The sequence below is a fragment of the Nevskia sp. genome (assembly GCF_021732705.1).
Lineage (GTDB): Bacteria > Pseudomonadota > Gammaproteobacteria > Nevskiales > Nevskiaceae > Nevskia.
In genome coordinates, this window is sequence record NZ_JAKFUM010000010.1 from 106,697 (window position 1) to 120,834 (window position 14,138).

The 14,138-nt window shown below is 68.9% G+C and carries 11 protein-coding genes; 8 read left to right on the top strand and 3 right to left on the bottom strand.

The annotated features are described in order from the left end of the window. Positions 1-150: 150 nt before the first annotated feature. Positions 151-1,086, bottom strand: coding sequence for an ADP-glyceromanno-heptose 6-epimerase (rfaD, locus tag QZ951_RS11870; RefSeq protein WP_293000858.1), 936 nt, complete (start codon positions 1,084-1,086; stop codon positions 151-153). After that, complete coding sequence (gene glnE, locus QZ951_RS11875; protein WP_293000859.1) at positions 1,083-3,893, bottom strand: bifunctional [glutamate--ammonia ligase]-adenylyl-L-tyrosine phosphorylase/[glutamate--ammonia-ligase] adenylyltransferase; 2,811 nt, start codon at positions 3,891-3,893, stop codon at positions 1,083-1,085. Before glnE ends, rfaD begins: the two co-directional genes overlap by 4 nt. A gap of 247 nt (positions 3,894-4,140) precedes the next feature. On the opposite strand from glnE, the gene QZ951_RS11880 reads away from it, so the two are divergent. The 8 genes from QZ951_RS11880 (at position 4,141) to QZ951_RS11915 (ending at position 12,542) form a co-directional block, all read left to right on the top strand. Further along, the gene (locus tag QZ951_RS11880) at positions 4,141-5,403 is read left to right on the top strand and encodes an FAD-dependent oxidoreductase (RefSeq protein ID WP_293000860.1); all 1,263 of its coding nucleotides are present in this window, start codon (positions 4,141-4,143) and stop codon (positions 5,401-5,403) included. Between the two features lie 133 nt (positions 5,404-5,536). After that, positions 5,537-6,526, top strand: a complete 990-nt coding sequence (tauA, locus tag QZ951_RS11885; protein ID WP_366943911.1) for a taurine ABC transporter substrate-binding protein — start codon at positions 5,537-5,539, stop codon at positions 6,524-6,526. A 54-nt stretch (positions 6,527-6,580) separates the two neighbouring features. Next, positions 6,581-7,366, top strand: a complete 786-nt coding sequence (locus QZ951_RS11890) for an ATP-binding cassette domain-containing protein (protein WP_293000862.1) — start codon at positions 6,581-6,583, stop codon at positions 7,364-7,366. Then, the gene (locus tag QZ951_RS11895; RefSeq protein ID WP_293000864.1) at positions 7,363-8,145 is read left to right on the top strand and encodes an ABC transporter permease subunit; all 783 of its coding nucleotides are present in this window, start codon (positions 7,363-7,365) and stop codon (positions 8,143-8,145) included. The genes QZ951_RS11890 and QZ951_RS11895 overlap by 4 nt, the downstream gene beginning before the upstream one ends. Before the next feature lie 73 nt (positions 8,146-8,218). After that, the gene (tauD, locus tag QZ951_RS11900) at positions 8,219-9,070 is read left to right on the top strand and encodes a taurine dioxygenase (RefSeq protein ID WP_293000866.1); all 852 of its coding nucleotides are present in this window, start codon (positions 8,219-8,221) and stop codon (positions 9,068-9,070) included. 149 nt (positions 9,071-9,219) lie between these two features. After that, positions 9,220-10,317 carry an OmpA family protein gene (locus QZ951_RS11905; RefSeq protein WP_293000868.1) on the top strand — a complete coding sequence of 366 codons (1,098 nt, stop codon included), beginning with the start codon at positions 9,220-9,222 and terminating at the stop codon, positions 10,315-10,317. Between the two features lie 355 nt (positions 10,318-10,672). Beyond that, the gene (locus QZ951_RS11910; protein WP_293000870.1) at positions 10,673-11,740 is read left to right on the top strand and encodes an OmpA family protein; all 1,068 of its coding nucleotides are present in this window, start codon (positions 10,673-10,675) and stop codon (positions 11,738-11,740) included. A 58-nt stretch (positions 11,741-11,798) separates the two neighbouring features. Beyond that, entirely contained in the window at positions 11,799-12,542 is a 744-nt protein-coding gene (locus tag QZ951_RS11915; RefSeq protein ID WP_293000872.1) for a hypothetical protein, read from the top strand. A 95-nt stretch (positions 12,543-12,637) separates the two neighbouring features. Here QZ951_RS11915 and rmuC read toward each other — a convergent pair whose 3' ends face one another. After that, positions 12,638-14,080, bottom strand: coding sequence for a DNA recombination protein RmuC (rmuC, locus tag QZ951_RS11920; RefSeq protein ID WP_293000874.1), 1,443 nt, complete (start codon positions 14,078-14,080; stop codon positions 12,638-12,640). Between the last annotated feature and the right edge of the window lie 58 nt (positions 14,081-14,138).

Here is a 14,138-nt window from a genome sequence, read left to right on the forward strand (position 1 = left end):
AAGATCGTCACGTCTGGATCGAATTCCAGCGTGTTTAGTGCCCGGATGGCCGGAACTTCGAACGGCTACGCGGCGCAACTGGCGATCCGATTGCGTGTCAGCCCGATCGTTCGGACGCAGCGCTTCGCTGCGATGCCGGCCTCCGAGCGGTCAGCCGTTCAACCAGTCCAGATAGCGCTTCACGCCCTGTTCGACGGTCAGGAACGGCCGGTCGTAGCCGATGGCCCGCAGCTGCGCGTGGCTGGCCTCGGTGAAGCTCTGGTAGCGGCCGCGCAGGTTGTCCGGGAACGGCACGTACTCGATCGAGCCCTTGCCGTGCCAGGCGATGACGGCGTTGGCGATGTCGTTGAATGGCTGCGCGCGGCCGGTGCCGCAGTTGTAGATGCCGGACGTTTCCGGGTGATCCCAGAACCACAGGTTCATCGCGACCACGTCATCGACATGGATGAAGTCACGGCGCTGGCCGCCGTTGTCGTAGCCGTCGCAGCCTTCGAACAGGCGGCAGAAGCCGTCCTTCACGATCTGGTTGTTGAAGTGGAACGCGGTCGACGCCATGCCGCCCTTGTGCTGCTCGCGCGGGCCATAGACGTTGAAGTAGCGCAGGCCGACGACCTGCGAAGTCAGCGCCTGCCGGCGCACGTACTGGTCGAACTGGAACTTCGAGTACGCGTACATGTTCAGCGGCTTTTCACAGGCGCGTTCCTCGCGGAAGCCCTGCGTGCCCATGCCGTAGACCGAGGCCGAACTGGCGTAGAAGTACGGAATGCGATGCTGCTGGCAGTAGTGCAGCAGCACCTTCGAGTAGCGGTAGTTCACGTCCATCACGAACTTGCCGTTCCACTCGGTGGTGGCGGAGCAGGCGCCCTGATGGAACACGGCGTCGATTTTGGGCAGATCGCCGCGCTCGACGCGGGCGAGGAACTCGTCCTTGTCGAGATAGTCGGCGATCTCGCCATCGGCCAGATTGCGGAACTTGGTGCCGTCGGTCATTTCGTCGACGGCGAGGATGTCGGTCCGGCCGCGGGCGTTGAGCCCGATGACGAGATTCGATCCGATGAAGCCGGCGGCTCCGGTGACCACGATCATGCTGATTCTCCCAGGACGAGTTGCTGCCACAGTGCCGACACCGCGGCGCGTTCCGCCGCGAAGTCTGCCTGATCGGCCAGACCATCGGCCTGCTGCAGCGCGCGCCGGTGCAGCCAGCCGCGGTACTTGCGGGTGGCGTCGAGCAGCGCATCCTTCTGCGCCATGGTGATCCGGTGGCTGTCGGCCAGCGCTTCGAGCTGACGCCAGTTGTCGGTGTAGTCGATCAGGCTCGGCTGCGCACGGGCGTCGCGCAGGCACAGGAACTGGGTCAGGAATTCGGAATCGATCAGCCCGCCGCCGCCCTGCTTCAGATCCCACTTGCCGGCGACGCGCTTCTCGAGGCTGGCGCGCATCTTCGCGCGCATGTCGACCACTTCCTGCCGCAGCTTGTCGACCGGGCGCGGCCGGGTCAGCACTTCGCGGCGCAGCTCGGCGATTGCCGCACACAGCCCCGGATCGCCGACCACAGTGCGGGCGCGCAGCAAGGCCTGATGTTCCCAGGTCCACGCCGACTCGCGCTGGTACTGCGCGAATGCCGGCAGGCCGCTGACCACGAGGCCGGAATTGCCGCTGGGCCGCAGTTGCAGATCGATCTCGTAGGCGCGGCCGGCCGGCGTCAGGGTGGCCAGCATGTGGACCACGCGCTGGCCGAGGCGGGCGAAGAACTGCGCGCTGGTGATCGGCCGCGTACCCAGGGTCAGGCCATCGGGCGCGTCGCAGTCGTAGACGAATACGAGGTCCAGATCGGAGCCGTAACCCAGTTCGATCGAACCGAACTTGCCGTAGGCGAGGATCGCGAACACGGCCTTCGAGCCATCGGCATTCAGCGGCTCGCCGTGCGGCTCCACCAGCTGCGCCCAGGCGCAGCGCAGCGCCTGCTCGACGATCGCCTCGGCCAGCCAGGTCAGGCGGTCGCTGACCTGCACCAGCGGCAGGGTGCCGGCGAGATCGGCGGCGGCGATGCGCAGGGTCATCTCCTGCCGGTAGCGGCGCAGCAGTTCCATCTGCGGCTCGATGTCGGTCGACTGCAGCCGCGCGAAGCGGGCGACAAGGTCCGCGTGCAGCGCGGCCTTGCCCGGCGCCTCGGCGGCCAGACGCGGATCGAGCAGCGCATCGAGCAGCGCCGGCGTGCGCGCCAGCAAGGTGGTCAGCCACGGGCTGGCGGCGCACAGGCGCACCAGCGCGGCGCGCGCCACGGCCGAGTCGTGCAGAAGGATCAGGTACGGGCTGCGGCCGAGGATCGCGTTGATGACCTCGAACACGCGGGTCGCGGCCAGTGCCGCGTCCGGCTGGCGCGTGGCTTCGAGCAGCAGCAGCGGCAGCAGACCACGCAGCCGCTGCTGGGAAGCATCCGACAGGGTGCGCATCAGGCGGCAGGTGCGCAGATCGGCCAGCGCCTTGGCGACCTTGGCCGCGCCGTCGCCGAAGCCCTGCGCGCGCAGGGTCGCTTCGTCCTCGACCCGGGCATCCCAGGCTTCGCCGGCGGCGGAGTCGAAGGCGCGGGTCTGCGGCGTCTTTTCCGGTTCGGCGAACAGGCGCTCGAACTCCTGCCGCACGCGTTCGCGCGCGGCGTTCAGCGCCGCCAGCAGCGCCGGATACGACGGGGCGTCCAGCGCTGCCGCCAGCGCGGTCTGCCCGGCCTCCGTCACCGGCAGCACATGGGTCTGCTGATCGTCATGCAGCTGCACGGCGTTCTCGCAGCGGCGCAGCAGCACGTAGGCATCGTCGAGCGCGGCGACGCAGTCATGGCTCAGCAGCCCGACCTCGCCGAGGTAGCGCAGCACCGGCCGCAGCCGGGCATCGCGCAGGCGCACGTCCTGCCCGCCGCGGGTCAGCTGGAACAGCTGGACGATGAACTCGACCTCGCGAATGCCGCCGGGGCCGAGCTTGAGGTTGTCCGCCGCACCCTTGGCCTGCGCGTCGCGATCGATCAGGCCTTTCAGGTCGCGCAGCGAATTCAGCGCGCCGTAGTCGAGATAGCGGCGGTAGACGAACGGCCGCAGGCGATCGAGCAGCCACTGGCCGGCGGCGAGATCGCCGGCGCAGGGCCGCGCCTTGATCATCGCGTAGCGTTCCCATTCCCGGCCATGGGTCTGGTAGTACTCCTCGAACGCGGCCGTCGACAGCGCCAGCGCGCCGACGCTGCCGAACGGCCGCAGCAGGGTGTCGACGCGGTAGACGAAGCCATCTTCGGTGATCGCGGCCAGCAGCCGGCTGGTCTCGCGCGCGAGCTTGGCGAAGTACTCCTCGTTGCTCAGCGTCAGACTCGGCGACCGGGCGCCGACCGTCTCGCCGCCTTCGGTGTAACCGAAGATCAGGTCGATGTCGGACGAAAAATTCAGCTCGCGCCCGCCGAGCTTGCCCATGCCGATCACGTACGGCGTTGCCGGCTTGCCGCTTGCGCCGATCGGCTGGCCGTGGCGCGCCTGCAGGTTGCCGGCAGCGAAGGCCAGCGCCGCGTCGCAGGCGGTGTCGGCAAGATCGGACAGCGCCTGCAGCGTCTCGTCGAGCGAGGCGAGGCCGGCGATGTCGCGATAGGCCAGCCGCGCCAGTTCGCGATTGCGGAACGTGCGCAGCGCGCGCATGAACGCGGGCTCGTCGCCGCTGCCGTCAGCCGCCGGGGCCGGCAGCGCCTTGCGCAGGCGCGCCGCGACCGGCGCCATCGGAATGCCGAACTCGCCGCTGCGCAGCGCCGCCTCGCTCCAGTCGCGATGGCGGGCAAAGGTCCGGGCCACGAACGGGCTGGCCGTCAGCACCCGGGCCAGCAGCGGATCGCCGGCGGGGTCAAGCGGGTTGGCAGAACTCATCTCGAAGGGTCTCGGCGGCTCGGGCCGCACTCGGGTGTCGTCAGGCGCCGAGTGTAGCGCCGGGCCTTTCGCCGTCGCCCCGGCCGCCGTCCCGGCCGGCAGCAGGCAGGGCGGATCGATGTTCAAGCCGCGCCCGGCCCGATATTCTTCGCGCCCCGGCGTTCAACCTTGCGCCCGCCAAGCCCCGACCCGCTCCCGGTCGCGGCTCCGGGCGCCTCGAGCCTTCGCCGCGATCGCTGCTTCCCGCATGAACACCTCGATCTCTCCCGCCCCGCACGCGGATGTCCTGATCCTCGGCGGCGGCGTCATCGGCCTGAGCGCGGCGCTGGCGCTGCTCCGCGCCGGCCGCGGCGTCACGGTTCTCGAACAGGGCAGCGCCGGTGGTGCCGCCAGCCACGGCAACTGCGGCACGATCACGCCGAGCCATCTGCCGCTGCACGCGCCCGGCACCCTGGCCAAAGGTCTGAAGTGGATGTTCAAAGCCGATGCGCCGCTGCGCATCCGGCCGAGCCTCGACCCGGCGCTGATCGGCTGGCTGCTGCGCTTCGCCAGGCGCTGCAACGCGCGCGATTTCCTGGCCACGGCCCGCGTCAAGGCGACGCTGCTGCAGGCCTCGCGCAGCCGGCTCGAAAGCCTGATCGCCGACGAAGGACTCGCCTGCGAATTCGAACGCAGCGGCACGCTGTACGTCTATCGCGACCCGGCCAGCTTCGAGCGCGCCGCGAGCGATGCCGCGCTGCTGCCGGAACTCGGCATTCGCTGCGACACGCTGAGCGGCGATGCCGTGCGGGCGATGGAACCGGCACTGAACGGTTCGGTCGTCGGCGCGCATTTCCATCCGGGCGATGCCCGGCTGCGGCCGAACGCCTATGCCGCCGAACTCGCGCGCGCGGTGCGCGCGGCCGGCGGCGTGATCGAGGAAGGCTGCCGCATCACCGGCATCGCGACCGCCGGCGGCCGGATCGCGCATGTCGATACGTCGCAGGGCCGCCGCACCGGGCAGGAGATCGTGCTGGCGCTCGGCGCGTGGTCGCCGCTGCTCGGCCGGCAGCTCGGTCTGAACATCCCGATCCAGCCCGGCAAGGGCTATTCGATCACCTACACGCGGCCGGCGCTGGCCCCGGTGACGCCAATGGTGCTGAAGGAGCGCAGCGTCTGCGTGACGTCGTGGGCCAGCGGCTACCGGCTCGGCAGCACGATGGAATTCGCCGGCTACGACACCACGCTGAACCGCGTGCGGCTCGACGCGCTGGTGCGCGGCGCCGCCGAGTATCTGCACGAACCGGTCGGGCCGACCGTCGAAGAGGAGTGGTACGGCTGGCGGCCGATGACGCCGGATGACCTGCCGATCCTCGGTCGCTCCTCGAGCCTTGCCAACCTGACCTTGGCGACCGGCCACGGCATGCTCGGCGTCAGCCTGTCGGCGATCACCGGCCAGCTGATCGCCGAACAGATGACCGGCCGCGCGCCATCGCTGGATCTGGCGCCGTATTCGCCCGAACGCTTCTGAGGTCAGCACCAGACGGTCTTGCCGACGAACGGCGCGACCGCTTTCCGGGACTTTGCGGCATTGACGCCGAAGCGCCCGGTCGCGCCAACTACGCGCCTTGTCCGCCCCGCCCCTTCGCCTGCCGCCGATGAAGATGCCGACCCTCGCCACCCGCCTGCTGACCGCGCTGTCGCTGGCCCTTGCGCCCTGGCTGCCGGCCGCCGCGGCCGACAAGCCGCTGACGATCGCGTGGCAGACCACGGTCGAACCGTCGAAGCTGCCGCAGGCCGACGGCGCGTTTGACCGTGCGATGGGCCCGATCCAGTGGCGCAAGTTCGATTCCGGTGCCGACGTCATTGCCGCGATGGCCTCCGGCGACGTGCAGATCGGCTATGTCGGCTCCAGCCCGCTGGCCGCCGCCGCCGCCCGCAAGCTGCCGGTGCAGGCCTTCTACATCGTCGGCCTGATCGGCGAAGCCGAGGCGCTGGTGGTGAAGAAGGACGGCCCGATCGCCAAGCCGGCCGACCTCGTCGGCCGGAAGATCGCGGTGCCGTACGTCTCGACCACGCACTACAGCCTGCTGGCGGCGCTGAAGCACTGGGGCATCGACCCGAAGACCGTGCAGGTGCTGAACCTGCGGCCGCCGGAAATCGCCGCCGCCTGGGCCCGGGGTGACATCGACGGCGCCTACATCTGGGACCCGGCGCTCGGCAAGATCAAGCCGACGGCACGCGTCCTGGCGACCTCGGTCGACGTCGCCGGCTGGGGCGCGCCGACCTTCGATGCCTGGATCGTCCGCCGCGATTTCGCCGAGGCCCATCCGGAACTCGTCACCGCATTCGCGAAGGTCGCGGGCGCGGCCTATGCCGGCTACCGCCGTGCGCCGACCGTGTGGACCGCCGCCGCCGCGCCGAAGATCGCCAAGCTGACCGGCGCGCCGGCGGCCGACGTCGGCGCGCTGCTCGCCGGCTATACCCTGCCGGTGCTCGGCGAACAGGCCGGCGCGGCGCTGCTCGGCGGCGGCACGGCGAAGGCGGTGGCCGACACCGCTGCGTTCCTGAAGGCGCAAGGCAAGGTGCCGGCCGTGCCGGCCGATGTCACGCCGTTCGTCACCACGCGCTTCGTGGTCGACGCGGCCCGATGATGTCCCGTGATACCTGATGACGCCCGGCGTGATCGTTCCGGATCGCCGCACGGCATGAACCGCCGCATCCGCCTGCACAGGGTCGCGCTGCGCTACGGCGCCACGCCGATTCTCGATGGCGTCGACCTCGACGTGGCGTCGGGCGAGTTCGTCGTCGTCGTCGGTGCCAGCGGCTCGGGCAAGACCTCGCTGCTGCGCCTTGCCGCCGGCTTCGTCGCCGCCGATGCCGGCGATGTGCGGCTCGATGACGCGCCGATCACCGGCCCGGGCGCCGAGCGCGCCGTCGTGTTCCAGGACGATGCGCTGTTTCCGTGGCTCGATGTCCGCGACAACGTCGCGTTTCCGCTGCGACTGCGCGGCGATGCCCGCGACGCGCGCCGTGCCGCGGCCGATGCCCAGCTGAGCGCCGTCGGCCTCGACGGCTACGGCTCGCGCAGGCTCTGGCAACTGAGCGGCGGCCAGCGCCAGCGCGTCGGCCTCGCCCGCGCGCTGATCGTGAAGCCGGCGTTCGTGCTGATGGACGAGCCGTTCGCCGCACTGGATGCGCTGACCCGCGCGCAGATGCAGGTCGCGCTGCTGCAGGTCTGGTCGCAGCATCGGCAGGGCGTGCTGTTCATCACCCATGACATCGACGAAGCGCTGCTGCTGGCCACGAAGCTGGTCGTGCTGGCCGGCAAGCCGTCGCGCGTTTCGGAAACGATCGAACTGGATTACGCCCGCCGCGTGCTGGCCGGCACGCCGGTGCGCGACGTGCGCGCCGATCCGGCGTTCCAGCAGCTGCGCGAGCGCGTGCTCGACCGACTGTTCGACGCCGCCGCCAGCCCGGGAGCCGCCCCGTGAGCGGCAGCGCCAAGCCCCGGCTGACCTTGGCGATTTCAGCGGCGACCGTCGCGCTGGTCGTGCTCGGCTGGTGGGCCGTGACCGGCGTCGGCGGCATCGATCCCCTGTTCCTGCCAAGCCCGGCGGCCGTCGTCGCGAAGTTTTTCGAAGCCGCGACCGAGGGCTATGCCGACGCCACGCTGTGGCAGCACCTTGGTGCGAGCCTCGGTCGGGTCTTCGCGGCACTCGCCGTCGCGGTTGCGCTCGGCGTGCCGGCGGGGCTGGCGATCGGCACCTCGCCGATCGGCCGCGGCATCCTCGATCCGCTGGTCGAAACCCTGCGCCCGATTCCGCCGCTGGCCTATCTGCCGCTGGTCGTGATCTGGCTCGGCATCGGCGAAACCTCGAAGGTCGTGGTCATCGCCATCGCGATGTTCGCGCCGATCGTCATCGCCACCGCGTCCGGCGTGGCGCATGTCGCGGCCAACCGGCTCGACGCGGCGCGGGCCTTCGGCGCGCGTGGCTGGCAGGTGCTGCTGCTGGTGCGGCTGCCGAGTGCGCTGCCGGACATCCTGACCGGCGTCCGGATCGCGCTCGGCGCCGGCTGGACCACGCTGGTCGCGGCTGAACTCGTCGCGGCAACGCGCGGTCTGGGTTTCATGATCCAGTCGGCGGCGCAGTTCCTGGTCACCGACGTCGTGATCATGGGCATCGTCGTCATCGCCCTGATCGCGTTCCTGTTCGAAGCCGGCGTGCGCGCGCTGGAGCGCTGGCTGACGCCGTGGCGCGGCAAGCTGTGAAACACGCGCCTTCCGCCCAAATGAATGTGTATCTGACCCCCATTGTTTGCCGCAGCGATTCGAAGGACCCGAGATGAACGCAAAGACCGATACCCTGAGCATCAAGCCGCTGTCGCCGGCGATCGGCGCGATCGTCGGCGGGCTCGACCTGTCGCAGCCGCTGTCGGCATTCGCGGCGGAGCGCGTGACCCAGGCGCTGGTCACCCATCACGTGCTGTTCTTCGAAGGCCAGGACGTGTCGCCGGCGCAACTGCGCGATCTGGCGAAGAATTTCGGCGATCTGCACATCCACCCGATCTACCCGCATGTCAGCGATGTGCCGGAAATCATTGTGCTGGATACCGGCACGCACAACCTGCCGGACAACGACAACTGGCATACCGACGTCACCTTCATCCAGACGCCGCCGCTCGGCGCGATCCTCGCCGCGCGCGAGCTGCCGCCGTTCGGCGGCGATACCAGCTGGGCATCGACGATCGCCGCGTACGAGGCGCTGTCGGCGCCGATGCAGCAGTTCCTCGCCGGGCTCACCGCCGAGCACGATTTCGTCAAGTCGTTCCCGCTGGAACGCTGGGGTTCGGGCGATGCCGACGCCGAGGCGCGCTGGCACGAGGCGCGGGCGAAGAATCCGCCGGTGCATCACCCGGTGGTGCGCACGCATCCGGTGTCCGGCCGGCGCGGCCTGTTCGTCAACGAGGGTTTCACCACGCGCATCGACGGGCTTAAAGCCAACGAGTCCGACGCGCTGCTGCGCCTGCTGTTCGCCCACGTGTCGCGACCGGAGTTCACCGTTCGCTGGCGCTGGAAGCTCGGCGATGTCGCGTTCTGGGACAACCGCCTGACCCAGCATTACGCGCTGGCCGACTATCTGCCGGCGCGGCGCGTGATGCATCGCGCGACGATTCTCGGCGACCGGCCGCACTGATCGTTCGCCCGACTCATGCTGTTGCCGTAACGGCGTTCCGGAAACTTCGGCAGGCCGTGCTTTTGACGCGCCGCACTGCATTGCACAAAAATGCCGACAGAGCGCGAACCGGACCCGGATTCGCCCGCCATTTCGTTCAGGAAAATTACATGCTCAGGAAACTGTCGTCCGCCGCCCTGCTGGTCTCGGCGTTGGCTCCCTCGGCACCGGCGCTGGCCGCCGATGGCGCGGTCACCACCGATCGCGTCACCTACACCTCGAACGACTACGTCGGCTTCCTCGGCGGCGTGGCGCTGCCGGACACCAGCCGCGGCGTCGACAATGTCGGCTCGCAGTTCCGCTTCATCTACGGCAACCAGATCAGCCCGCACTTCGCGATCGAAGGCAACATCGGCGCGGCGATCCTCGAGACCGGCCGCGGTCGTGGCAGCGATTTCTACCAGTTCGGCGGCGGCATCGATGTCGTCGCCAGCCTGTATGACCGGCGCGAAGCCGCGTTCACGCCGTACGCGCTGATCGGCATCACCACGATCCGCGACGACGCGGTGCCGGACAGCCGCGACGACGCCAGCATCGGCGGCAACGCCGGCATCGGCTTCGTCACCAAGCCGCTGCTCGGCAACCTGCGGCTGCGCGGCGAAGGCCGCTATGTCTACAGCACCTACGAACGCGACTACCACGATTTCAGCGTCGGTCTCGGCTTCGAGATCGCGCTCGGCCGCGTGCGCCAGAAGCTGACGGTGGTGCCGGCCGCCGCCGTGACCAAGGTCGTCGAAGTGGTCAAGGAGGTGCCGCGCCCGTTCGTCGATACCGACCACGACACCGTGTCGGACGATCTCGACGCCTGCCCGGACACGCCGCGCGGCCTGAAGGTCGACAGCACCGGCTGCATCATCGCCGGCCAGCAGCTGGAACTGCGCGGCGTGACCTTCGAGTTCAACGAAGCCAGACTGCGGCCGAACGCGCAGTCCGTGCTCGATGTCGTTGCCCGCGGCATGGTCGGCCAGCGCTCGCTCAGCGTCGAGATCGCCGGCCACACCGACAGCAAGGGTTCCGACAAGTACAACAAGGATCTGTCGCAGCGTCGCGCCGAAGCAGTGCGCGAATATCTGATCGACAAGGGCGTGAAGGGCGAGTCGCTGAAGGCTGTCGGTTACGGCGAGTCCGAGCCGAAAATCAAGCCGGAAAAGACCGACGACGATCGCGCGATCAACCGTCGCGTCGAGTTCCGGGTGCTCGGCCAGTAGGCCCGGCGCAGCAGGTTCGACACCCTCCATTTCGGCGACTTCGGTCGCCGAAATGCTGTCCGGGGCGGGCTTTTCCGGCCAGCCACGCGGGGCGGGAAATCCGGACGGCCGCTCCCGGATGCCGGTGCGGGCGATGGCGCGCCCCGCGGCACGGCCTCGCGCCGACCGGCGACGCCACCGGCATGTCTCGGCAAACTATTGATTAACAAACGTTAACTGACAGCCGGACCATCTGTGCCGATGCTGTCAAATTATTGACTTTGGCCCTTCCGATCATCATCCTGCATCGCAACAAGGCTCGGCACGCACAGCGGCGCCCAAAGTCCCCGTCCGGTCACATCACTCAGGAAAAATCATGCGCAAAGCATTGATCGCCGTTGCGGTAGCCACATCCGGCGCCGCATTCGCCCACGATGGCGGCGTCGAGGGCGCCCACGAATACATCAGCATCCTGCCGACCTACGAAATCCCGGACGAAGGCCGCACCGGCAAGCGCAACGGTGAAGGCATCTCGGTGATCTACGGTCACGGCATCAGCGACCATTTCGGCATCGAAATCAATGCCAAGGCCTCGCTGTTCGAAACCGGCCCGGGTCGCGGCACCGATTTCTACAACTACGGCGGCACCGTCGATCTCGTCTACACCTTCAATGACCGCAACGGCGCGGCGCTGATCCACCCGTTCATCCTCGGCGGTGTCGGCGGCGTCTACAACGACCTCGTGCCGGATCGCCTCGACAGCGGCAGCCTCGTCTATGGCGGCGGTGTCGGCTTCGTCACCAAGGGCCTGTATCACGGCATTCGCCTGCGCCTGGAAGGGCGCTACCTGAAGGATGAACTCGGCCCGGGCTACGAAGATGTCCGCGCCTCGTTCGGCATCGAGATTCCGCTCGGCCGCGTGGTCGAGCGCACGATCGTCGCGCCGGCCGCCACCGAGACCAAGGTGGTCGAAGTGATCAAGGAAGTGCCGCGTCCGTTCGTCGATACCGATGGCGACACCGTGTCGGACGATCTCGACAAGTGCCCGGACACGCCGAAGGGCCTGAAGGTCGATGCCGAAGGCTGCGTCATTCCGGACCAGATCATCGAACTGAAGGGCGTGACCTTCGAGTTCAACAAGTCGCGCCTGACGCCGAACGCCGAAACCGTGCTCGACACGGTGGTCAAGGCCTTCATCGGCCAGCCGTCGCTGAAGGTCGAGATTGGCGGCCACACCGACACCAAGGGCAGCGATGCCTACAACCTGAAGCTGTCGAACGCGCGTGCCGCGTCGGTCCGCAGCTATCTGGTGTCGCAGGGTGCGAAGCCGGAGCAACTGACGGCGGTCGGTTACGGCGAGTCGAAGCTGCTGATCAATCCGGAAACCAGCGACGACGATCGCGAGCTGAACCGGCGCGTCGAGTTCAAGGTCATCGGCCGCTGAAGCGAATCAATCGCCCGGCGCCAGACCGGGCAAACACTCAGGGTATGGAGAAAATAAAATGATCACGATCAACAAGAAGCAGCTTGTGGCATTGACGGCGGCTGTGCTGGTCGCCGGCGGCCTCACCGGCTGTGCCGACGACGCCAGCGGTCTCGGCGGGACCACCGGCGGAACGTCCGGTGGCACCACGACCGGTACCACCGGTGGCGGCTCGACCACCGGCACGACCGGCGGCGGCTCGACGGGTGGCACCACCGGCGGCAGCACGGGTGGCATCGTCTGCAACCCGACGTCGAACCTGCTGCGTCCGATCCAGAATCCGCCGGGCGCCACGGCCACCGGATCGACCAACCCGCTGTGCATCGGCTGCTCGGTGCTGAACCCGGGCAATGCGATCGACGCCGACGCGACGAACTTCGCGACGCTGAACACGCCGATCGGCCTGCTTGGCGGCTCGTCGGCGCTGAACATCGTCGACACCACGACCACCTACCCGGCCGGTCGTCGCGCCGGCTTCGTGATCTTCGACCCGGCCGGTCCGCTGCTGACGGCGACGCTGCTGCAGACGGTGTCGGTCAGCGCGCTGAACAATGGCCAGGTTCAGGAAACGGCCGATTCGACCGTGCTGACGCTCGATCTGCTCGGCACGCCGATCATCGGCACGACGCAGCCGCAGTTCCTGAGCTTCGTCGCAACCCAGCCGTTCAACGAACTGCGGATCAGCTTCGGCTCGACCGCCAACGCGCTGGCGAACCTGAACGTGGTGCAGGCCTGCGTGTCGCCGACCGCCGCAACACCGTAAGCATCGCTCGCGTCTGACAAAGCCGGCCCGCAGAGATGCGGGCCGGCTTTTTTGTGCCCGCTATCCAGCGCCGGGCACGCCGAACGGCCGGGTCGTCAGTCCGGCGTTTCGGCGTCGTCCAGATCGAGCATCGGTGCGACCACCGTGCCCGGCAGCGATTCGACGTTCTTCAGCTTGCGGCTGATCGCGCGGCTGCGCGTCTCGACGGCGCCCATCGAGTTCTGCACTGTTTCCAGCTGCTTCTTGGCGCGGGCCAGCACGTCGCCGAACTTGTCGAACTCGGCCTTGACCGTGCCGAGCAGGCCCCAGACTTCGCTCGACCGCTGCTGGATCGCCAAGGTCCGGAAGCCCATCTGCAGGCTGTTCAGCAGCGCCATCAGCGTCGTCGGGCCCGCCACCGTCACGCGGCACTCGCGCTGCAGCCATTCGCTGAGGCCCGGCCGGCGGATCACTTCGGCGTACAGGCCTTCCGTCGGCAGGAACATCAGCGCGAAATCGGTGGTGTGCGGCGGCTCGACGTACTTGTCGCGGATGGTCTTCGCTTCCAGCCGGATCCGCGCTTCGAGCTGCTTGCCGGCCTCGTCGACGGTGGCGACATCGCCGCGCTCCTGGGCGTCGAGCAGGCGCTCGTAGTCCTCGCGCGGGAACTTGGCGTCGATCGGCAGCCACACCGGCTGGTCGTTGGCATCGCGGCCCGGCAGACGGATCGCGTATTCGACCGGATCGCGCGAGCCCGGCCGCGTGACCTTGTTCTGCTCGTACTGCTCGGCCACCAGCACCTGCTCCAGCAGGCTGCCGAGCTGCACCTCGCCCCAGGTGCCGCGGGTCTTGACGTTGGTCAGCACCCGCTTGAGCCCGCCGACATCCGCCGCCAGCGACTGCATCTCGCCGAGACCGCGCTGCACCTGCTCCAGCCGCTCGGCCACGCGCGAGAACGATTCGCCGAGGCGCTTCTGCAGGGTGTCGTTGAGCTTTTCGTCGACCGTGCGCCGCATCTCGTCGAGCTTGGCGGTGTTGTCGGCCTGGATCGCCGCCAGCCGCGCCTCGACCGTGCCGCGCAGCTCCTGCATCCGCTGCGCGCTGGTCTCGCTCAGGGCATGGAACTGCGACGACAGCAGTTCGCCGAAACGGGCCAGGCTCTGCGCCTGTCCTTGGGCCTGCGCCTCGCGTGCGGCGCGCGCCTCGGCCTGTGCCGCCTGCTGGCGCTCGTCGAACAGCCGGGTCTGCGATTCCAGCTGCCGGGCGAAGGCTTCGAGCTGGCCGGCCAGCTGACGGCCGAGCAGATCGGCCTGCAGCACCTGGGCATCGCCGAAGCGCCCGAGCGCAGCCGCCAGTTCATCGCGGCCGCGCGCTGCAAGATCGGCCGATTCGCGCCGGGAATTCGCCGCCTCCTCGCGCACGGCGGCCTCGATGCGTGCGGCATCGCGTTCGCTCCGCAGCAGTTGCGCACCGACCGCGCGGGCCGACCACCAGGCCAGCAGCGCGGCGATGGCGGCGATCAGGGACAGGACAACGGCGGCGAGTTCGAAGGAATTCATCCACCGATTGTACGAGCGAAGCCGCCAGCGCCGGCGGCCGAATCCGGCCGCGCGGCGA